This is a genomic window from Ruegeria sp. AE4 (assembly GCF_056542185.1).
Genome location: NZ_JBQFZK010000029.1, coordinates 1 through 21,327, shown reverse-complemented (window position 1 = coordinate 21,327; position 21,327 = coordinate 1). Strand labels below are relative to the sequence as shown.

Below are 21,327 nucleotides of genomic sequence, written 5' to 3'. Positions count from 1 at the left end.
ACAATCTCTTCGGGCTTCGGTCGCTTGTTTGCCATTCGTGGTCCTCCGTTTCCTAAACATAGCGGTGGACCAGTTCAGTTGGGGAGGCTCAGCACCGTTTGATTTCTTCTTGGAGGGCACGGCACGGGGCGGCGCATTATTGCGCCCTCAGCCGCCGGACAATGCGGCAGCGATCAGAAAGGCGGTTGTATCCCAAGTCTTAGAAAGACATGGTTCAGGTCCCGAATGGGAAGTGCCAATACCTGCGGTGGTAACCGCGGCGAAAGCGGTTTAGGAACGTCGGGTTGGTACAGCGACGTTGTTCAAAGCTGACGTTAATTCTCTTGCAACGAGCGGCAGAAATAGTCCGCGGACTGTGAGTTCGTCGACGACCAGATTTCGCAGTCGCAGCGAATGGCGGCAATGCGGGCTGCGACCGCAGCATTCTGACCAGTGGGTGAATGGCCGCAAAGCGACCGAACCGGTTCGAGTAAATCAGCTATGCTTGCGCAAGGTCCGTTAGACGTGTGGGGTGAGCCATCAAAATCCGACGCAGAAGCGATACTTGTTCCGTTGCTACGCTACGTCGAATCGAACCGAGACCGTCAATCCGGGTGAGCTGTTTGTAGCCATTAAGAGCGCCGAATGATGATCTGCGATAGCCTTCACCAGCGCCAGTCCTAAACCATTCCCAACACTATTTCGTTCGCTTTTAAGCTTATAGAAAGGAACAAAGAGCTTTCCCAGAGTGTTTTCGGGAACGCCGGGACCATCATCAACCACCGAGAGCGTAACGATGCCGTCTTCTTTTTCAATAAGCAGGCGAACTCTGGAATGCTTTGGGCAGTGATCGATAGAGTTCTGCAAAAGGTTTGCGCAAAGCTGTTTCAGCATACCTTCATCGCCTTCGATCAGGGAACGCCCTGATTGGTTCTCAACAAAATTCAGGCTTTGACCCTTAGCCTCCGCAAGTGGAATCATCGTTTCGACTGCTTCTCGACCCAGCCTATTCAAATCTAGATAGCTGAACGCTTTTGGACTGTTACCTTCTTCGATACGGTTGATCCGCAAAACAGTTTCAAAGGTCCATTTTAGACGGTCAAGTTCAGACTGAATATTGTTGATTACCTCTAGTGGCTGACCTTCGGATTGAAGCGTGTCTCTCGCTTCCTGAAGCGCGATGTAAGCATGAGTGAGCGGGTTCTTCAAATCATGTGCAATTGATGCAGCCGTCGATCGAGTCGTGGACATTAAAGCTGTCAGGTTGTCGAGATGTCGGTTCATCAACCGGGCAATCCGGTCTATCTGATCGTTGTTCTTACTGACTGAAAGCCTCGCTTTAACATCACCTCTTGAGACTTTGTTTAGCGTCTTCGCCATTTGATCGAGTTTGCGATATGTTCTTATGCTGGAGATGTACCCAACCAACAAAGTGCACACCGTTGCTCCAAATCCGATTGCAACCAAAGACCACGCCAGCGAACGAAGCGTGCTTTTCACAAAGGCAAGATCGCGACCAACCACAACTACAAATCCACGGTAGGTTTGCACGTTGACACGGTGGATACGTTTTTCCCCACCCAGATCTATACCATCGTCTTCGATTTCTCCCCATCCTCTAAAGGACGGGTATTCGTCGATATTTCCCGCCAGACGCTTCCCCTGGCTGTCGAACAGGCCAATCAAACTGGTGTCGAATGGCAACCAGAGGGTCGCGTCATCAATCGCTTGTACAACATCTGAATCGTTGTCGTTATCGTCCAGAATTTCCTGAATGAAACGCATTTCGTCGATCAACAACGAGTCCATTTCCCGTTGCAAATCGCCACGAATTCTTTCGAACGTTAAAAAAGCCAACGCTGTAACTGAAAGTAGTATTACTACAGCTGCATACAACGCTGTCGTAAACGCTGCTCCAGAGACAATGTTTGAGCGCTTCATTTGTTTTTCATCCGATTATAGTGGCGACCGCATGTGATTTGGCTAACAGCAAACCCTTTCTGGCCAGTCAAGCGAGTGATCCGAGGGTGTTAGCTGAAAAACTAGCGGGAAAATGGGGAATTTAGCTAAATTTGTCGCACCATTGGAGATGCGAGACCAATAAAGCACACGAATGTCAATGCTCTCAACTCCCAGCTCCGTTTGATTGAGCACACCCGAACACTTTCAAAAAACTATGTGCGGTGTTGCTCGCCTGATACGGCGGCCGATGGAGCCTAGATTTCCGAGAACTTGCAGCGCTCCCTTCCGAGGGGGTGGAGGGGAGCGCTGCTTTGACTGAGGGAAGCAAGCGTGCGAGTGAGTGGTCCGTGTCCTCACGGTTCCGGTGGCACCCTTCAGGAGGGTAACGAGTGCTTCCTCAGTCGAGTATTCGGTTTCAGTTCCAACCTTGACGGCATCTTCTGCAACGTTTCCTTGCCATCTGGCTTTCATCAACCTTACGTTTTTGAAAAATAGTGCGATCTTCCTCCTGGATCATTGAGTTTTCGATGTTGTTCACCCACCTTTTGTGCACTGCCCGTGATCTTCGACAGATGTGGCACCGTGCGTGGACAGCTCATAGGTCATGGTTGGGAAATGAAGCGCCAAGGTCCAGACTTCGTCGGTCTTGATGTGGATGAATGTTACTCCGTCCAGCCCGTGTGCGACGGAGGCTACGCCTTCTGTGTTTTGCACAATCAGGCGCGCTTCTGAGCGGTCAGCATCCTGAAAGATCTGGATGATTTCACCATTGGTTTCTGACGTGCATAGGTATTCTGTTTCGTCTGCGATCGCCGCAGACGCAGGCAAAAGTGCCATTAGGAGTATTGCTTTCATCGTCATTGTTTTTCCGTTCAAAAGGTTGGGCTTTCTAGTTTGAGTTGTCCAAGTGGTGGTTCGAATTATGAGTGGACCGTTCTTCCGCATAGGTTCAGGCCGCGACGCGAGGCTTTCCAAAGCTCACACACACCCGCAGGCCCGGCTCATTGTTTTCCGCAGTGACTATTGCGCCGTGGCGTGTGGCAACGGCCTTTACAAGCGACAGGCCAAGCCCATTGCCATCTTCATATTTTGTGCCGTCTGCTCGGAAAAACGCGTCAAAAATCTTGTTGATTTGGGGTTCCGGAACCCCTGGACCGTTATCTGTCACAACCAGCTCAATCACATCGGGCTTGGCTGTCAGGGAAATCCTGATCCAAGAACCAGAAGGGCAATACCGGAGCGAGTTGTTCACAAGATTGACGAGCAGCTGCTTCAGCATGTTTTCGTCGCCTCGGATCAATATCGTGTCGGCGTTGTAGTCCGCCGAGATGTGCTTACCTGCATCGACGGCAACTGGATACAGCGCCTCAGCAACACCCTCAACGAGCGCGCTCAGGTTCACTGTTTTAAAGCTCTTTTGATGCGTTCCTTCCTCAATTTGCGAGACCTTGAGGATCGTGTCGAAAACAACTCTAATGCGCTTTAGGTTGCTCTCTAATTCATTGAGGCCGGATCGCGGGTCGCCACCATACTCAACTTCGCTGTAAACCTGTTGCAAAGCGATAAAACCACTGGTTAATGGTGTCTTTAAATCGCGGGCAACTGTGACCGCAGTAGCATGAGTGCTATTCAGTAAACTCGAAATCCAGTCGAGACGTCGGTTAACCAACTGGAAAATCCGATCGAATTGATCGCCCTTTCCCGAAACCGGAAGACGAATAGAACCATTCGCTTGAACAGGAGGTTCCAGGGCTCGCTCAACCGACTTTAGTTTCCGATAGTTTTGAGAGCTGAAGTAGTAGCCAAGACCTAAAACAGTCATGGTTGTTGCAAGCGTCAGTAGCAATAACCCTTCCCAAAGTGTTGTCAACGCTTGACTAAGTGATGTCATGCTACGGGCGACTACTGTGCGATACCCAAGATACTCGGACGCATGAAGCATATAGACGGGCGCGGTCCCGCCGAATTGAACAAAATCCGGATCTACCTCGTGCCATCCGTTCGTATCAGGCACTTTCGCAATTGAACTGGCAAGTGCTGAACCGTTTTGGTCAAACAGCGCGATTACGTGAAGTTGGGTTCGATTAGGGTTATTCAAATGTTCGATTGCTCGCTGAACTGCGTCAGCGCCGCCTTCCTGCAATATCTCATGAAGCAAAAGCTCTTCATCGAGGATTTGTTGTTCGAGGTCAGAGCGGAGCTTGTCTTCCAGCGCCAGATAGGCTGCATATCCGAAAACAGCGGTGATGATCCAGACAATCAATGCGGCGAAACAAGCTGGAGCGCTCGAGGCAATGCTAGCGCGGCCCATGAAGGCTGTATCCAACGTTTCGAGACGTGTGCAAAAGCGGCATCTCGAAGGGCTTGTCTATCTTCGACCTCAGACGACTGATGTATGTTTCAATCACGGTCGAACTCGGGTCAAAATTATAGTCCCAAACTTGCTCCAGAAGCATGGTGCGTGTCACCACGCGACCTGAATTGCGCATCAAGACTTCTAACAACGCAAATTCACGTGGCAACAACTCTATTGTCACATCTTGCCGTTTCACAACTCTGCTGAGTAGGTCCATTGATAGATCGTGAACATGAAGCTCAGTTGTCGAGAAATCGGACGGTTGTCGCCTGATTATGCTATTTAAACGCGCTAGCAGCTCTGAAAAATGAAAAGGCTTTACTAGGTAGTCATCTGCACCTTCGGTCAAACCTTCTACTCTGTCCTGAACGTCTCCTATTGACGTAAGAAACAGAACCGGGGTCTGTTTTTTCGCGGCCCTAAGTGCTTTGAGAACGGAAAGACCATCCATTCCTGGTAGCATGCGGTCCAGGACTATGGCGTCACATTCATTGTATAGACAATATGACAGGGCATCCCGACCATCTTCATACCACTCCACACTAAAACCGTTTGATCTGAGTCCTGAATTGACAAAGTCGGCGGTTTTTTTGTCGTCTTCTGCGACGAGTATCTTCACTTTAAGCCCTCCGATTTTGCCACTGGACCTGCTTGTTTCAGTTTGGAATGCGCTGTAAGTGAACCCAGCCATAACGTGATGGCTAAGTCCATTTGGCAAATCGTTGCAGACTAGAGACTCAACGTTTCTTCGACGGCTTTCACCTGAAGCCGGGCGAGACCAAGATTGGCGGTTTTCTTGTCTAGTGCGACATACACAAAGATGTTTGGGTTTTTGTCCAACGGGCGGACCAGATGATACTGTTTGCCAAGCGTTATCAGAATGTCTTCGATGGTATCGTTAAGTTTCAGCGCTTCGATTGCCTGAAGTTTGGCGCGGACGACTTCAACATTCGCAGCGCCTGCAGTTTCAAGATCAAATTTTGAGCCACCCTCAGAGCCTAGTACTAGGCCTGTGTCGCTGTCCACGAGGCACGCCCCCAAAAGACCCTTGATTTCGCTTAGTTTAGAAATGTCCAACGACATGTTTAGCTCCTTTTTGGCTTTGGAATTGCTGATCTGACTCGCTCCGGGCGTTTGATGGATTGGACGAGTTTCTTTGTTTGCAGGTGGGATGGTAATGACGTGTTTTTGAACCAGGCCAAACCTTTCGCTAAATCTGGCCAGAACAGACGATGTATCACTCTTGGAATTCGACATTTTCTATCCAATTCTCGCTGTGTTGGTGGAAGTGGATTGTCGAACTATGTGTCCGCCACTGCGAGCGGCTTGGGTGCGAAGGAAGAGCCGATCAACCAAAGTGTCATCCAACCCAGGGAGAGTGTCCTTCCTATGCTGTACATGACATTCGGGATCTGCCCTGACGTTCAAAACCGGTGCGATTGGTCCCTGAGAGCTCTTGGGGCCTCTGTGCAAAAACCTTAGTGCAGCAATACAGGCAGTGGCCAAGTATTGGGCATTGTTGGCTGAAATGGTCAAAACACCTTCCGGACCCAGAAGGAATGAAGACCACAGATACCCAAGTTCAGAAAGGACGCCGGCCAAAACTGATAAAAAAACAGAACTTAGCATAGGCCCCTCGCCTCGTTACCAATCAACTAAGCGGTTCGTAAAATACTGGAGGTTTTAACCGGCTTTTCAGAAAGCTTAAATTTTTGTAAGGAATTTGTTTTTTGTCGGTTGGGGGATAGGAACTTAGGTGCAGCGGGCTATTTGACTGATTTTGTGAGCATTTTGACACCGGCAATGGTTTAGAGTTGGATAACCGTGATTTGTGATCGTCAACCCTCATTGTTTTGGCAGGATTTGCCGTGGGGGAGAGCATTGTTTGTTACACGGCACCAACCTCTATTTTCGGCAACGCAGCGGCAGCAATTCGATTGCGGTTCCAGAGTCTTCTGTGGGACGCGGACTGTGCATTCGAAGGACTCATTTGTTTGTGCTTGAAGCCAACAACTGCTTCGACAAGTTGTATCGTTGCTTTCTTACCCATGAGTGAAAGGTCGGTTTGCGCCACTAGACCACTTGCTGCGAACGGCAGCTTTGTCGGGCCGCATTGCAGCGTCGTGTTTAGTGGATGAACGACCGGAATGGGCCGTCTGCTTAGTTAATATTTAGCCAGGAAGGGGCATTGCTGCGGCTGTCCCGAAGTCGTCAATGAGCCCAACCTGTACCCTGGATTTTATTGCTGCATGCGCTTGCAGCAGTAACGACACTGCAACTGCCGAATACCTTGTGCGGCCAAGCAGCGGAAAAAACTGTCATTCATGCAAATAGCAGCGATGCTCGCGGCGGCGGCTCACAGTTCGCTCAACAAAACCGTCCTTCACTTCATCCGCAACAGCTATCGCCTAGCTGAATTGGTGGACACGGGACCGTGGCATATGAACAGTAAACACAACAGTCGCCTTCCAACGGCTTCAAAACTGTTTTGCACGACTTGCATTCATAGAACCACTGGCAAGCATCCGTTGGCATTTGCTCGGTTTCACTGTGGCCGCACTTCGGGCAAATCAGGGTGCTTTCTAGGACTACAGTTTGTTTCGTCATAGTCTCACATCTGCATGATCAGGTAATCGTTAATCCATGCCTCGTTAAACACAACGACCCAACCCACGCCGGTGATTAGAGTCGTTCCTGCAAGCCACCATTTCAACGTCGGCAAGGAACCGCGCCGATAAGATACCATCCATGATATCACGACGAGCGCCGTTGACATCGTCAGCACATAGTAACTCGCTGCGGCAACCTTCCCAAAGATTGCCAACCAACTGCCACCCAGCCCCAGTAACATCATCGTCATGGGCAAAACGCAGCAAGTCGCGACGCCAAGCGCTGATAGCGATCCCAAATAGCTGAGGCTAAGGTACTTCTGCATTCTGTTTCCCTGATGGACTACGTCGCGCGGAGTTGTAGAGACAACAACCTCTCGTTTAACTTCTGTAGCCACTACAGGATCAAGACAGGAAATCTCACATGTTTGCGATTGGGGAGGCATCCCGGCAAAGCGGTGTCGGAATTGATACTATCCGCTACTACGAACGCGAAGGGATCGTGCCGAAACCAGAAAGGGCATCGAATAATCGACGCATGTACTCCGCGCACGATGTTGGACGGCTTCGTTTTCTAAGGAAGTGCCGAGACATGGGTTTTTCGCTTGCCGATGCAAAGGTGCTTCTCAACCTATCCGAAGGTGATAGCGAGGATTGCCAATCCGTTAAGGAACTGGCCGAGCTTCATATCTCCAATGTGCGTATGAAGATAATCGAACTTAAGCGATTGGAGGCCGCCCTGAATGAACTTACGGCCAACTGTAACATCGGGAACGTTTCTTGCCCGATGCTTGCGCAGATACGGACCTACTAATGGCACTTTGAGGCTCGCAGTCGCCCTATGCCAACGCAGCATGACCCAAGATTCGGGCCGCGCAGAATCTACCGTTCGTTAGAGAAGCCAACTCGTTGATCCAGTACTGTTTCCATCAATCAATGAACATTCGGGCGTCGCCGCGGTGTTCTTGAAGCACACTGCGATTTCGGACAGTGAGCCCTACCTACCGTGCCTGAGCAATCAATTTGCTGCATACGCACTCGGCAGGTTTTATCATGAAGCCGACCTTTGATTTCCGAATCGCAGAGCAATGGTTCTGCTTATCCTTGTCCTAAATTGGGCTAGGCAGACTCAGATCTTCTGTTGCTTTCTATTGTATCAAGGCTTGTATCGTGCGTACTCGAAGTCCATATACACAAGGCTAACGTTTTTCTTTTTCGACCTGCTGTCTCCCAAATTCGGCGCTCAGTCTTTCGATTCAGACCGACCACGCCGAGTCGCCGCAATAATGCGGGCGGCAAGTATTAGGAGACTTCGACCATGGCAAATGGCACAGTAAAATGGTTCAACTCGACCAAAGGTTTTGGCTTTATCGAGCCTGAAGATGGTAAGCGCGATGTGTTCGTGCATATCTCAGCACTTGAACGTTCCGGCATCAGCGAATTGAAAGACGGCCAGAAGGTCACTTTTGACGTCGAAGCTGGCCGTGACGGACGCGACAGCGCCGCCAATCTGGCACTGGCCTGACCTTTTACGGGCACCCTTATGGGGTGCCCGTTTGCACAATGGGCTGCTAAAAGCCCTTGGAGAAAAAGTCAGTTGCAACCTAAAGACTGGACGCGGGTGCTCGCGCAATACCGTGTTGCCGATGCAAAGCGCAGTATTTATGAAATTGCGATCACCGTTGTCCCCTTATTCGCGCTATGGGCTCTAGCGTGGATGGCTTTATATTTTAGTGTCTGGATCGCATTTTTACTGGCCGTCCTGAATGCCGCATTTCTGGTCCGTATCTTCATCATTATGCATGATTGCGGTCATGGATCTTTCTTTAGAAGTCGCACTGTTTGCAATTGGACCGGCCGGGTTCTGGGTGTTCTTGCCCTGACACCCTATGACGTTTGGCGGCAAAGCCATGCGATTCACCACGCTTCAACCGGTAACCTTGATCGGCGTGGTATGGGTGACATTCCTACATTGACCATTGAGGAATACCTGAAACGGAATTGGTTCGGGCGTGCCGCTTACAGGTTAATCCGGAACCCCTTCTTCCTGTTCTGTATCGTACCGGTGTACACGTTCTTTTTTCAAAATCGCTTGCCCTTTGGTTTCATGCGGTCAGGCTGGCTGTATTGGGCAAGTGCGATGGGAACAAACGCTGCAATTGCAGGGGTATTGGCCCTAGTTTTTTGGGCCGGAGGCATTGAGGTTTTAGCGTATGTTTTCCTACCAACCATGATTGTCGCATCATCGATTGGTATTTGGCTTTTCTATATTCAACACCAGTTTGAACACACGACCTGGGAACGGGAAGAGGGGTGGAACCTTCAGAACGCCGCATTCTATGGAAGTTCTCACTATGCCCTGCCAGGCATCCTGCGGTGGTTCTCTGCCAATATCGGTGTACACCATGTTCACCACCTTGCCAGCCGCATACCGTTTTATCGGCTAAACGAGGTTTTGCGTGACCATTCCGAGTTGGAAAATTGCCAGCGTATTACTCTATATGAGAGCCTTCATTGCGCACGATTGCATCTTTGGGATGAAGAAAGTCAGCGCCTGCTGACGTTTTCTCAGGCTTTGTCGAACGCCAATCCCAACAAGAGTCTAGTGTAATCGGGCGCGCACCAAAAAGGCTTCGACAGTATCACCGCCAAGGGCGCGAATGGCCTCTAGTCGGTGAAGGCCTTCAATCAGCACGAACCGCTTGTTGTCCGCACGTATCTGGATCGGCGTCTTCTGGCCATTCTTCAGGATATCTTCGGCCAGTGCAAGAACCTTTTGTTGATCAAGTGTTTTGGCCCGTTTCACAGGTACATAGATCAGGTCGAGCGGATATGGTTTTTTCTCCAACATAAGCTACGCGTGCGCCTTTCGTGCATTTATTCCGGTTCGAAGTTCGCTTCAAAGGCTGGCGCTGGAACGTGCGTCATAGAACCGAACGAACAGCATCGCGCAGCTCCTGATGCATGATCCAAGTCGCTGGTTCATCGTCACTTTTGACGTGAGAAGATGCCAATACCTGAGCGGCGCCATTATTTTGAGCCGATCCGGCTTCGGGAAGCTCGAGTTCCAGATATTCTGCAATCGATAGCCCGATTTTCTTGAAGACCTTGACGGACGCCTCACGCGATTTGTAACCAGCTGCCTTGGTTAACTGACCAATGCTCAGTCCTTCCTTGCCTGCGATTGTAAGTGCTTTGAGCATGGTGACCTGCGCAGTGGAGAGCCTGATCTGACGCAATGCTTCGACATATTCTCCTTCACTGGGAATGAAGTTGCCGGAGTTCGCCTCCAAACGACGTCGAGCGCTGCGTTTCCTGTCTCGCTCTTCGAGAATTTCTTTTAAGGCTTCAATGGCCAATGACGGTGTTTCGCCAACTGCATCAGCAATCAAACCTTGCGTTTTCGCTGGTGGCTTGGGGAATGCGCGCGCAACGCTGTTACCGCTCAGAATGCCAGCCTTAATCAAGTACTTTCCAAATTCTACTTCGATCACTTCTGATACGTCGGCGTTCCGCGTCTTGCGAACACTGCGGTCCTGAAATGCTCTTTGTTCCAGACCACGCACTGACATCTTTGAGTCAGAAAGGGTCACTTGAGGGGCATTTTTACGCATCAGAGAAACACCACTACAATTACCGCTGCAACAAACACTGCTAACGCCATAGATATCTTAATCCCGTGGGACCGGCGACGCGCCTTTTCGGCTTTGATCCTTTTGCCAAGATTTTCGTCAATCGAGTTATGGTTCACGGCTTGGTCCTTCCGGATTTGTCAGGCGATATTGATTTCCACGAACCTATTTTCGTGGAATATTTTCGGCGCACTTATCGTTCTGTCGTGTGAACGGCCGATTGCATTCCCAACCATCACCTCTTCGATTCAAATGAGCGTTTGAAGGAACAAGGATCGCATCGCACCTGTCCCGGTTTGCGCGAAAACCACGTTCGCATTTCCATCCAGAGTGGGAATCTGGTTCAAGATACGCATGCTGTGGAACAGCCACAGGCTCACAGCCGCTCTCCGCCGCGTTGTAACCTCTGAGGCAAACCCAACCATCCGAGCTTTTTTTATCGCTCAGACGACCGTTTTTTGGGACTTCTATTGCAACACAATCCTGGTTCTCCTTACGAAATCCCCAGTTGCAGTGTATTTCCTGTGCGCCAAACCTGGTTTCGACGTATCCATTTTGAGGTGCAATCAGTTCTTCGCATTTTTCTTCGACACGCTGGAACAGCCGATTGCACTCCCACTGATCTCCGGTTGATGCAAGATAGGCATTTTCAGGAACTCTTATTTCCTCACAGAGATCTCCGACATTCTGAAAACCGTGATTGCATTCCCAGCCAATGCCATAGGAGCTACCCGTCAAATATGCGTTTTCCGGTAAGTCTATTCTTTGGCACGATCCGTTCTTGTTTTCGAAACCTTGGTCACAAACCGATCCATCGGCATTGCCTGCGACTTGGGCAGGAAGCTGCGTCCCTGAGAACAACACCAAGAGTGTCGGGATCAAACAAAGAATGCAGCGCGCAAACAGGATGAATGACTGATTGAAACGGAGCCTGAGACCTGATCTATCGGGCATCATGCACGCAATTTATGAGCCATGTGTTGTTCATACGGCGCTTTCTTTCATGGGTCACGCGATGGCTGGCGCATGTCAGGTGACAGTTGCGAATGCATGTGAGGAACGAGCTCATAGCGAAGACCCCAGCGAAACCCGTTCCTATGCTGGGGCATATGCTACAGTTATTCTGAAGGCCATTGGATCATCGAAGCCGGCAGCATCGCGGCGACGAGTAAATTTCACCAATACACTTTTGTGGTTCTTAGCCAGCATAGAGTCAAGGAAGTTTCCCTCGTCGCAATGGGAGCACCGCTACGGCTAGTAGTATTTGAAACTGCCGGTGACCAAGGTTCCTGGTGAACTACCGAAAGAAATTGTCTGGTATTAGTTTTTCGTTGTGTCGATTTGGGGCCAGGCTATCAGCGGGTGGCAGTTTAAGTCGGCGTTTCAGTTGCCGGGCCTGAGTGCGGCGAAAGAGGAGTATGTGATCAAGGCTTCCCCGTAACTAGGAATGACTGGCCTGATGACATTGGCTGCAACGCAGCGATTTTCGCGCCGCTTCTGCACAAGTGCTCGCGGCGTGATCAAATGGCCGCTCGGTCCCGCACCCTGTAAATTGCGCCTGAGCCGAGAAAACTGTGCTGCGAGCGTACGCAACAAGATTTTGACACTTCCGCTCAGGGCACGCTACGTCCCACTCCTGCGTAAAAGAACTAGAACCACTATGGATTGGCGACCGACAGCGCCGCTCGCCAAACTGTCTCAGATGTCTATGCGCTCTGCAATGCTTAGCGCGTCTTCCAATTCAACGCCCAGGTATCGCACGGTGCTATCGACCTTTGTGTGCCCAAGCAGAAGTTGGACCGCGCGGAGATTTCCTGTCTTGCGGTAGATCTCAGCTACTTTGGTTCGGCGAAGCGAATGCGTGCCATATCCGCTCGGTTCCAATCCGATTGCGGTCACCCAGTCTCGAACCAGCCTGCCATACTGGCGCGTCGAGATGTGTGGTCGATCATGGAATCGGCTTGGAAACATGAACCGGCTAGCAAACATTTCCGGTGATTTTACCCATACCAATACAGTTTCTCGCGTGTTTTCCGTCAGTTCGAATTGAACAGATCGCTTGGTTTTGCTCTGGATCACCGAAACACGCTCACGGACGCGATCGTCTTTGACAAGATCGGTCACAGCGAGTTTGACCAGATCGCAGCCGCGTAGCTTGCTATCAATCGCGACGTTGAACATTGTGAGATCACGCAGATTTCCAGAAAGTTCGAGCCGGGCACGGATCGCCCAGACCTGTTTTGGGAGTAGCGGTCGTTTCTGACCGATGATCCGCCCCTTGTTCCAAGCTCTGGGTTTTGGGGTGACTGCAGGTAGTTGGACTCTTGGCATATTTTGCACTCCGATCCACCCTCCGCACCCAAGCAACAGCACCGCGCTGACCACCGAATAGTACAAGCGGCGTGAATGCCTGCTGTCCGATTATGAATACTGGCATGGTTTAGTGTGTGCATTAGGCGGCTTGAGCCCATATCACTACACATAAGAACCGTTCGAGTCCAAACCGCGCGTACGCTTCGTCTTCAGCACCGATTACCGATCGGGTTCCACGTTAAAAGGCCCGGGTCAGCACCAATAAGATAAAATGAGATATGATCAGAAAAGCTGGAAAGACCGGCGTCAGGTTATCAGCGACGCCGAGCTAACCCAGGGCTTACTGATACGCCATTTCGCCACGCGCTCAACCCCTTGCAGCGTCGACAAATCCGCTCTCCGAACCCTTCGCTCCAGAATGGCGTTCTGCAACGAAGACACGGGCGTTCTTGCGGCACGTCATTGTGGGCGCGAGCCATGATCGTATCTGCGTCGTTGTCGAAGTCTTCCATCAGTTCTTAGCCTCGATTTCTGTTTTGGTTTATACAGCGACTGGAAAAGAAAGTTCCGAGCCCTAAGCCTTGAGATTGAAGGAGCTGCCTGGTTCAGACTGTCCGATGGAACGGCCTGTAATCCGAGGGGTTTTAATAGGACGAACTGGCATTCCTTCGTTCTCAGCAGCTTGGACAGCGAAAGCATACCGAGAACCGCTTGCGCATCCTCGTGGTATGGCTCGTTGATCTGATGATCCGTCGTCTGCCTCAGAAATGAGCGACTCCGAGTAGAGGTGCCGAAGTTGAGTCTCAGACACACCGTCAGCTTCCATGATCAGTTGCACCATCGGATCGGCCAAGAGTTGGTCGAGCAGGAATTGCGACAACTCCTTCGCAGACAATTTATCCCTTGCGCGGGCTCTCTCCAAATCAGTAAGAGAAACGGTCAACGTTCGCGCCAGACCGGGGTGAGATTTCCGTGGAAGCAGAAAGATTAGCACTGATGCTTTCCAGGCTTCTGGATCCAAATAATCTGGTGGTGCGGAAAGCTCAGTTTCTATGTCGTATTCGCCCGCCGGGAGTAATTCGTCAAAGCCAGGGAAAGTAAACGGCCTGGAAAAGACTGCGATTGTCTTGCTGATTAGTTGGTTCATTTGGGTAGTTCTCCTTTGCTGATACCGCTCGCTCGGAGATGTAAACAAGAACAAGCCACCCGCTCCCGGCAGGGTATTATCAGTTTTGAGGTTTAGGCTTTGATTTTTCGGGGACGGCGTCCTGCCCTTTCGACGTCACTTCTTTTTTTGACGCGTCCGCATCGTTTTCCTTCAGTGCGGCAGCCGCTCTGGTCGTAAGGTCTTTGAAAGACATCATTTTGATCCTTTGATTGTCCGCAACACTCACGAGCCCAGATAGGGTGTGAAAAGTGAATGCGGGTACCACCAATATAGGTATTGGTGGCCCAATTTACTACGTAAAGCCGTAGAATAAGACGGGTGGATGAAGCAGAACCGAGGCGGCGGCAACCCTGGCGCGCTACTTTCGCTTCGAATATGGGCGATCAGTGTTCGCTGCGGTGCAGTCAACCAATGCGCCATCACCATGGAAGACTTTTGCTACATCGGGTGCAGCCATGCCGCGCGAGAGCGCGCTATAGTTCAATTTCAGCTTCACCTCGCCACCAGGGCGAAGCAGACAATTGGTGTTTTCAACAACGATATGATCACTGGTGGCTCCGACGAACGTGACGCCAGCAGGGAAAATTAGACCCGCCGCATCGGTGTCCTGGAGTCCAATGGCAAGGATCGACCGAGTGTTCGAAGGACTGTCTAAAGTCACACACTGCATTGAAGGTATGGGATAATTCAATTGCAAGGGATTTGGATTTGATTTGGTCTTCGTTTCGATCACTTCCGCCCAAAGCGTAAAAACATCTGTGTAAAGCCCGTCGATCGCGTATCCCGAAACGGGATCGGTACCTAACAGGATGGCCTCACCCAGACGCAGGTTGTTGATCTTTCCGGTCGCCCCCTTGCCAAGCGACCATGGCAAACTGGCAGAACCGCCGCCTGACACTGTTTCCAGAGCGGGTCCACTTGCAAGTTCGGTATCGACGGCAAGCGACGAAAGCAATTCCATTGCTCCTGCAGAGGGTGCCACATGACCCAGACAGGCAAAATTTGCACCAATCCCCTTCAGAGAAATCCCTTCCATTCTAAGAATTTGAGACACAGTGCGCTCAAGGTGTTCAGGCAAGATGCCATCCCGCATATCCCCCATTTCCACCATCAGGATAATACTGTGAGTAATGTTCTTTCCCAGCGCACTCACGGCCAGGCTTGCGATAATGTCCATTTCTGTGTTGAAGCTGACATTGCAGTTATCAACAACTTGCGCGACCTGGCTCAGCATGGGCGTTCGGATCAAGGATATGGAGCACGAGATCCCAGCATCGCGCATACGTATGATATTGCTGATCCGCGCGTCCGCCAGCCCTGTCGCGCCACCTTCAAGCATAGCATTCGCAATCTCAGGATGACCGCAAACGGCTTTTGTCACACCTGTCACCGTAATTCCGCGGGGTCTAAGGTGGTCGACCAGGAACCGTGTGTTGTACCGAATTTTGTCCAGATCAACGTCAATACGCAGCTTGCTCATTCAATCGTCGTAGCACGTACGGGTTGCAAGCGCGGAAAGGCCGATAGAACCATATTCACCAAGTTTTTTGGAGGACGGTTCAATGCGTCAGTGACCGGGAGATACAATTTGCGGTTATAGTCTGTGATGGCCTTTGAAATCTCAATATCATTCATTCCTTCATGGTTGATCGTCATGCCAATTACCTCTGTGTTCGCAAAAGCCTCGATCAGTGTGATTTCATCGCAAGGGTCGGGCATAGTCATGTTGGGGAAATCACATCGACGTTTTCGTTTAGGCGCGTGTTGAAGAATAACTGCATGTGGCTGACTGCCTCGCAGAATAAAGGCTGATATACAAAAGGCCGGATGGCTGAGCGCGCCCTGGCCCTCGATCACTATGACATCGGGGCGCTCACCTTCAGATGCTGCAACAACAGCACGCTCAAGTTCGCCACAACAAAATTGCGGCGGCACCGAATCCATCGCAACGCCATACTTGGCGCCCTGCATCAAACCTGTCTGGCCGGTGCCGACCAAAACTGTTTTGATCCCATGCGCGTTAAGTGCGCCTGTCAGGATTGTCGCGGTTGTACGCTTTCCAATTGCACAATCGGTGCCGAACACCGCGATGCGGATCGCCTGGACGTCTCCAATACTGCCATCTAACAGGCGCAGGTCGGGATTGGGCCGCGGCTTGCGAATGTCGCGTATCGTGACATCGTGAATTTTGGCAATTCCGGCGAGCTCTTTGTCATCGCTAAGAAATTCATGCAGCCCACTGACGATGTTCATTCCGAGCGTTATCGCATCCACAACAACTTCGCGATCCTCAAGGGACATTCTGCCGCTGGCCGGCGCCATTCCGTAAATAAAAGTGTCGGGGATCGTAGCTTCATTAGCGACGGCGGCATCAAGATCATCGAAGATGGGAACCTGATTTGCGATATTATCAAGCACTTTGCCACTGTCACAACCGCCATACGTGCTGTCGATCACCGAAAGAACGCGATAGGCCTGTGAATGTCGAACGAGACCATTAGCCGTCTTGCCATCGATCTTTGCGAAGTTTCCTTCGCAATACACAATTGCAGTCGGTATGTCTGTCACAAGTGTCTTGCGGTGAAGCTCCGGAAAAACGGCTTGTTCAGGCGGCAGCTCTTGCGCATCGCTGGCAATGAACTGCTTGGCATCCGACGCAATGGGTACGGGTTTCATATCTGTTCCTTTTTGGAGTTTGAAACACGCCGTCCTAGGTAAGAACGGGCACAAAATGTGAAGTTTGGAAAAGTGGGCTCTCTGACTGAAACCTCATTCGTTCAGAACACACAGCCCTTCCGACCGATGAAAATTTCTGTGGCATTGCCACCCATTGCCGGATCGGTCGATATGGGCATTTGCGGGTAGATCGATTGCATCGCAGTGATCACCGGACGCCTCGTAGCCACGTTCGCATTTCCATCCAACTCCGTGGATCGCGTCATCGTAGAAAGCGTTTTCAGGCACGATGACTGCATCGCACCTTCCGTCTCGCTCAAAATATCCGCGCTCGCATGTCCAGGGACGCCCGTGGGTTGATGCGTTCAGGAAGGCATTATCCGGCACTGCTATTGCAACGCACGCTTCACCATCTGTCTCGTAGCCACGATTGCAAAGCCATACAGATCCGTAGGTACTGTTCGTCAGGTAGGCGTTGTCCGGCACCACGATTTTTTGGCAGCTATCGTCTACCCTTGTGTACCCACGCAGGCACCGCCACCTCTCACCTGATGGATCGAGATATCCGCCCTCAGGCACAATTACTTCAACGCATGAGGTGCCACCAACTTCAACAAAGCCATGTGTACATGCCCAGCCCGAACCATAGGTTCTGTTTGTCGGGTAGGCATTTTCTGGGACGGCAATGGCCACGCATTCTTCGCCTTCCAACCGATAGGACAAATCGCATTCCCAACCGTCGCCATACTTTTTGGGATGCGCGTTGTCCGGGATAGAGTTTGTTTCGGCCGATGCGGGACTTGATGAGATAAAGGAGCCCGTCAAGCAGCTGAAAACGCCAACAAACAGCGCCGTCATGAAGTGAGAGTAAAACCAGTACTGATTTTTTCGAACTGTCCTGGTGCAAACGGCGTTGTCCGAATGTTGAGTGATTGAGTTACGATCCATCCAGGTTCAGCCCCTCAATGCAGGCCTGTGCCAGATCTTTGTTGGGGGTTTGGGATCCCGGTACCGTTGCCCAGCCGGCTGCCATAACGGCATCCTTTCGCTTGAAAGAAGAAGCTTCTTTGATCGTCGTTATTTTTTCGGCGCGTTGGGCGTCAGTTCTAGCCATGTCGATGCAGATCGGAACCAACGCAGCGATTACATTGTCGCGGGACATGGCGTTGGCCATCTTGTCCGCGTTACTGCCGGTCATCCATCCACCCCAAGAAAATCCAACGACGCCGACGAAAACCCCTCCGATCAGGGCGCCGTAGATTCCGGGTTTAAGCCATTCGGGCGTGTTCATAATCTATTCCTCCTGCGGGGAAAGCGCCGCATCGCTGTCATTGTTAGATGTGGCCAAGGTCTGGTCGTGCTTAAGTGCCAGTTCGAGATCTTTTGGGTCGATGGGGCGCATTTCTGTGCGGCCTGGCTTGCTGCCTTTGCTCTGAACCGTCAGGTAGGTTCCGGTTCTTCGATATGCTTCGAAACTCAGGCCCTGTAATAGTTCTTCTTCAACAATTACTTCATACTCGCCTGCAGGAAGTTCATCCGGGTAGCCGCACAAAGAGAACGGATTTGAAAACGTCACCAAAGAACTGGACGATCTCGTGCTCACCTTAGCCCTCCAAATAGTTTGTTGGATCTTCCCCGCACAGTCTGCCGCTGAACACGCTCTTAAGCGCCGCGGAAGTACTGGCGTTGTAAATTAGAATAATGTGCAAATGGCAGACGTGCGCTGATCGATGTTAGTCGGCGGCCAATGACTTGAGATTCTATTGGAATCTCAAATGCATTTGGCATCTGAGGATCAGATACTGCCAGAAAATTGACTAACCTGAGTCAGTGCAACGATGTTTGGTTTCCGGCAACCTGATTTGTGTTGGCGGGATATTTGCTGGCGTGTTCTTAACGAGTAATTGAGAAGCGCAGGAAATCCAGTACCGCAATCGGACTGTATTTATCTTGCGCTTCTTTTTCAGTGAAATCCCAAATCTGCCGAAGAGAATGGCGTCTCTAACCAGGCAACCATCATCAAAACCCCGGCATCGCTCGAGGGGTGAACCTATTGCTTCAACAGTGGCCCGGCCTGATCCAGATAAGTGGGGTCAAAACCGGCCAACGTCACCAGTCCGTCATAATCATCAAATGCCACTTGCCCGGATTGAAAAGTAACCAACCCCTTCTCCCGCAGTTGCCGTAGGACACGATTAACATGCACGGCACTCAGTCCCAGCGCATCGGCAAGGTGGTATTGTGTCAGGGGGCAAGTGTATCCCGTCTTGTTTGCCATCCCGACCTGAGTCAGCCTCACACCAAGTTCCAAAAGAAAATGCGCCATGCGCTCACCCGCATCTCGCCGTCCTATGTTGACCAGGTGCTCAACCACCATCGCTTCATCTCGAGATACCGCCCAAAGAATTGCTGTCGCCAGCCGGGGCGTTTGCGCAAATGCTTCCAGGAGATCATCCACTACTACCTCGATAGCTTGGATTTCCATGATTGGTTCTATGCTGTGATCCGAGGTGTGCAGCAGGACGCTTCGCAAACCCAGAAAGTCACCGGGTATTTGGAAATCGACGATCTGACGCGACCCGTCAGTCTGGGTTTTGTAAGAACAAACCCAGCCCGAGGCCAGAATGTAGGCAGCCTGCTCTGATTGCCCTTGATGCACAAGGTCACGTCCGGCTTCAAAGGTTCTGCGGCGTTTGTGCAAGCGTGCCAATACCGCAAGTTCAACCTCAGTCAGAGCGACGAAGTTTGAAAGCTTTCGGGTGAGCGGACTGTTCTTGATAGCGGGCAAATGTTCTTCCTTCATCAATGAGCCGCCCGCGAAACTATCCGACGCAAAGACTGCTTTCGATCAGTTGAGTATACTGCAATCTATGCCAGAATGATGCAATTCATCGTGGCGCTTCCTTGCTTGGACGCCTGTTACAAAAGGACGTCTACCATGACCGACCGGCAAGACCACTCAGGAATGGCCGCACTCTCAATCTGTGAAGCGCTTTTGCTTGCAATTAAAGATCGTGAGCTCCTGCCCGAACATGAGATTGTGGGAGTTCTGCGTGACGCAGCCGCTGCCCACGAAGCAGCGGTCGGCAACAGTGATGAAAAGGTAATGCACCAAGCCGCCGCTGCTCTGATAAACCAGATCATTGCTTCCGGCTATCGGGTTCGGCAGTAGCGTTAAGTCCCGCATCGGAAAAACAAGATTATGCTCGTCAAAAAAAGCAAAATTGCAAACAGAAACACTTTTGGTGCCTCGTTCCTGATCAATTCAAACACGAAACGAGAATCAATGTTTCAATGCCTGCCATATCCTGCGTCCTGATTGTCCGACCGAGCTGCGGCGAGGGTACAGTTTCCGTTAACGCAAATACAACGCCTGCGAATGACCTGATTGGTGACACTCGCCGCGCCGCAACAATAAGTATGCCGCGACCGCGAGCAAATGCTGCTTCAGCGAAGGCTCCAGATCGAATGACGGCAAAGTCCCGCTGTTTATCTGTTCATGCGCGGTGCAGCGAAAGGCGGTTCATCCTAGATCTGCCGTTCGTGGATCATGCGGCGAAGGCGTCGGAAGAGCCCGAAGCGGGCCTGTCAGAATGCGTCAAGGCATCAACAAATGAATGTAGGTTGGACTATCCGAAGAGGATCTAAGAACAACATAAAGATTGCCGAATTCGCTTTGGTCGATCGTGACGTCTTCAAGCACGCCCATGTATTCCAGAATTTGTGGAATGGTTTCAGCATGGGTGACAATTAGAACTGTCTCTTTTTCATGGTCGAATTCCAATGAATCGACCAACCCTGCGACATCGCCTTTTGGCAAGGCATTGATTTCAAGGCCAAGGGCGTTGGCAATTATGCCGCCGTTTTCTTGAGTTCGCAGCGCATCCGACGTGATGATGGCATCAAGGCCAACATTCCTAAGCATCTCAGCCCAATCTGCTGCGCGCTGTCTGCCCTCCGGGGTGAGGACAGGGTCAGTTCCAGACAGCTCTTTTTCACCATGTCGGATCAGATAAACTGCTTCCTGAGCTGCGGCAGAAAAACCAGTCGCCAAATTCAGAATCAGAACGGCACAAAGAAAACGCACAAAATTGCACTCCCGACTTGTGAACAGGGTGCCATCTTTTCAGGAAGAAGCTGGCAAATCAAGTTGGCGGCAGCTCTATCCCAACCTGCGGATGTTGATCCACCTTAGCAGCCACAAAACATGGCGGTACATTCAGCTGACCTTTGTGAGCCAAGTTTTCAATCGGCAGCCCGCCCATCGTCTCTCAGAACTTTGAACAAGGCCATAACATGTTCATCGCCGTAGCCGGCTTTGACTGCTTTCTCAAAAAGACCTCCAACGTGGCTTGGAAACCCAGCATCCATGCCAGCGTCAATGGCTTGCTGCTTCAACAGTTCCAAAGATGCCTGCCAAACGGACAACGTGGCCGTTCTTTGATCGTAAGTTCCATCTCGGATTGTTCCGACATGATGCTGAATGCGTGCACTATCAGGAAACATCGAAATGAACTTTTGCAGTTCAACCCCCTCTGCCATGAGCAGCCTCATCTGACTGGTCCAAGTTGATTGTTAGTGCATCATCGGCCTGTGATCCATCGGGATGATGGTTTCAGGTGCCGGCGGGCG

General features: G+C 51.1%; 24 protein-coding genes. 4 read left to right on the top strand and 20 right to left on the bottom strand.

What is annotated here, in order from left to right; genetic code table 11:
* Positions 1–555: 555 nt before the first annotated feature.
* The 7 genes from ACR0EK_RS19790 to ACR0EK_RS19760 form a co-directional block, all read right to left on the bottom strand.
* Complete coding sequence (locus tag ACR0EK_RS19790) at positions 556–1,920, bottom strand: sensor histidine kinase (protein WP_480774573.1); 1,365 nt, start codon at positions 1,918–1,920, stop codon at positions 556–558.
* Between the two features lie 555 nt (positions 1,921–2,475).
* A complete protein-coding gene (locus ACR0EK_RS19785; protein ID WP_480901121.1) occupies positions 2,476–2,802 on the bottom strand; it encodes a hypothetical protein in 327 nt (108 codons plus the stop codon).
* 88 nt (positions 2,803–2,890) lie between these two features.
* Entirely contained in the window at positions 2,891–4,252 is a 1,362-nt protein-coding gene (locus ACR0EK_RS19780) for a sensor histidine kinase (RefSeq protein WP_480508205.1), read from the bottom strand.
* Complete coding sequence (locus ACR0EK_RS19775; RefSeq protein ID WP_480901135.1) at positions 4,239–4,916, bottom strand: response regulator; 678 nt, start codon at positions 4,914–4,916, stop codon at positions 4,239–4,241. The genes ACR0EK_RS19780 and ACR0EK_RS19775 overlap by 14 nt, the downstream gene beginning before the upstream one ends.
* A 110-nt stretch (positions 4,917–5,026) precedes the next feature.
* Entirely contained in the window at positions 5,027–5,554 is a 528-nt protein-coding gene (locus tag ACR0EK_RS19770; RefSeq protein WP_480774575.1) for a roadblock/LC7 domain-containing protein, read from the bottom strand.
* A gap of 1,131 nt (positions 5,555–6,685) precedes the next feature.
* On the bottom strand, positions 6,686–6,904 hold the full coding sequence (locus tag ACR0EK_RS19765; RefSeq protein WP_237217120.1) for a GDCCVxC domain-containing (seleno)protein: 219 nt from the start codon (positions 6,902–6,904) through the stop codon (positions 6,686–6,688).
* 4 nt (positions 6,905–6,908) lie between these two features.
* Positions 6,909–7,232 carry a hypothetical protein gene (locus ACR0EK_RS19760; protein WP_170447553.1) on the bottom strand — a complete coding sequence of 108 codons (324 nt, stop codon included), beginning with the start codon at positions 7,230–7,232 and terminating at the stop codon, positions 6,909–6,911.
* A gap of 98 nt (positions 7,233–7,330) precedes the next feature.
* Here ACR0EK_RS19760 and ACR0EK_RS19755 point away from each other — a divergent pair, with 98 nt between their 5' ends.
* From ACR0EK_RS19755 to ACR0EK_RS19745, 3 genes are all read left to right on the top strand, one after another.
* Positions 7,331–7,720, top strand: coding sequence for a MerR family transcriptional regulator (locus tag ACR0EK_RS19755; RefSeq protein WP_170637988.1), 390 nt, complete (start codon positions 7,331–7,333; stop codon positions 7,718–7,720).
* Between the two features lie 504 nt (positions 7,721–8,224).
* Positions 8,225–8,431, top strand: coding sequence for a cold-shock protein (locus ACR0EK_RS19750; protein WP_170430361.1), 207 nt, complete (start codon positions 8,225–8,227; stop codon positions 8,429–8,431).
* Between the two features lie 72 nt (positions 8,432–8,503).
* Positions 8,504–9,517 (top strand): fatty acid desaturase, encoded by a 1,014-nt coding sequence (locus tag ACR0EK_RS19745; RefSeq protein ID WP_480485576.1) that lies wholly within the window; start codon positions 8,504–8,506, stop codon positions 9,515–9,517.
* Here ACR0EK_RS19745 and ACR0EK_RS19740 read toward each other — a convergent pair.
* The 11 genes from ACR0EK_RS19740 to ACR0EK_RS19690 all read right to left on the bottom strand — a co-directional run bounded on the left by ACR0EK_RS19740 (position 9,509) and on the right by ACR0EK_RS19690 (position 19,498).
* Positions 9,509–9,757 (bottom strand): ParB N-terminal domain-containing protein, encoded by a 249-nt coding sequence (locus tag ACR0EK_RS19740; protein WP_480484944.1) that lies wholly within the window; start codon positions 9,755–9,757, stop codon positions 9,509–9,511. The two genes, ACR0EK_RS19745 and ACR0EK_RS19740, sit on opposite strands and share 9 nt — an antisense overlap.
* A gap of 73 nt (positions 9,758–9,830) precedes the next feature.
* Positions 9,831–10,520, bottom strand: coding sequence for a hypothetical protein (locus tag ACR0EK_RS19735; protein WP_480901122.1), 690 nt, complete (start codon positions 10,518–10,520; stop codon positions 9,831–9,833).
* Between the two features lie 183 nt (positions 10,521–10,703).
* The gene (locus tag ACR0EK_RS19730; protein ID WP_480616729.1) at positions 10,704–11,492 is read right to left on the bottom strand and encodes a hypothetical protein; all 789 of its coding nucleotides are present in this window, start codon (positions 11,490–11,492) and stop codon (positions 10,704–10,706) included.
* Positions 11,493–12,236: 744 nt separating this feature from the next.
* Positions 12,237–12,869, bottom strand: coding sequence for a tyrosine-type recombinase/integrase (locus ACR0EK_RS19725; RefSeq protein ID WP_170403722.1), 633 nt, complete (start codon positions 12,867–12,869; stop codon positions 12,237–12,239).
* A 556-nt stretch (positions 12,870–13,425) separates the two neighbouring features.
* Entirely contained in the window at positions 13,426–13,998 is a 573-nt protein-coding gene (locus ACR0EK_RS19720; RefSeq protein WP_480968077.1) for a hypothetical protein, read from the bottom strand.
* Between the two features lie 379 nt (positions 13,999–14,377).
* A complete protein-coding gene (locus ACR0EK_RS19715) occupies positions 14,378–15,499 on the bottom strand; it encodes an alanine/ornithine racemase family PLP-dependent enzyme (RefSeq protein ID WP_480914928.1) in 1,122 nt (373 codons plus the stop codon).
* Positions 15,496–16,695, bottom strand: a complete 1,200-nt coding sequence (locus ACR0EK_RS19710) for an N-acetyltransferase DgcN family protein (RefSeq protein ID WP_480914929.1) — start codon at positions 16,693–16,695, stop codon at positions 15,496–15,498. The genes ACR0EK_RS19715 and ACR0EK_RS19710 overlap by 4 nt, the downstream gene beginning before the upstream one ends.
* A gap of 93 nt (positions 16,696–16,788) precedes the next feature.
* Entirely contained in the window at positions 16,789–17,643 is an 855-nt protein-coding gene (locus tag ACR0EK_RS19705) for a hypothetical protein (RefSeq protein WP_480627490.1), read from the bottom strand.
* Complete coding sequence (locus ACR0EK_RS19700; RefSeq protein ID WP_171722471.1) at positions 17,633–17,986, bottom strand: hypothetical protein; 354 nt, start codon at positions 17,984–17,986, stop codon at positions 17,633–17,635. The genes ACR0EK_RS19705 and ACR0EK_RS19700 overlap by 11 nt, the downstream gene beginning before the upstream one ends.
* Positions 17,987–17,989: 3 nt before the next feature.
* Positions 17,990–18,298: a hypothetical protein gene (locus ACR0EK_RS19695; RefSeq protein WP_171722472.1), complete on the bottom strand. Its 309-nt coding sequence runs from the start codon at positions 18,296–18,298 to the stop codon at positions 17,990–17,992.
* 447 nt (positions 18,299–18,745) lie between these two features.
* Positions 18,746–19,498: a Crp/Fnr family transcriptional regulator gene (locus tag ACR0EK_RS19690; RefSeq protein ID WP_480914934.1), complete on the bottom strand. Its 753-nt coding sequence runs from the start codon at positions 19,496–19,498 to the stop codon at positions 18,746–18,748.
* Between the two features lie 135 nt (positions 19,499–19,633).
* Between ACR0EK_RS19690 and ACR0EK_RS19685 the strand changes: the two genes are divergently transcribed.
* Positions 19,634–19,867, top strand: a complete 234-nt coding sequence (locus ACR0EK_RS19685) for a hypothetical protein (RefSeq protein ID WP_480901131.1) — start codon at positions 19,634–19,636, stop codon at positions 19,865–19,867.
* 426 nt (positions 19,868–20,293) lie between these two features.
* On the opposite strand, the gene ACR0EK_RS19680 is transcribed toward ACR0EK_RS19685, so the two are convergent.
* Positions 20,294–20,782 carry a phosphoglycerate mutase family protein gene (locus ACR0EK_RS19680; RefSeq protein WP_480901133.1) on the bottom strand — a complete coding sequence of 163 codons (489 nt, stop codon included), beginning with the start codon at positions 20,780–20,782 and terminating at the stop codon, positions 20,294–20,296.
* A 158-nt stretch (positions 20,783–20,940) separates the two neighbouring features.
* Positions 20,941–21,237 carry an imine reductase family protein gene (locus ACR0EK_RS19675; protein WP_480774560.1) on the bottom strand — a complete coding sequence of 99 codons (297 nt, stop codon included), beginning with the start codon at positions 21,235–21,237 and terminating at the stop codon, positions 20,941–20,943.
* Between the last annotated feature and the right edge of the window lie 90 nt (positions 21,238–21,327).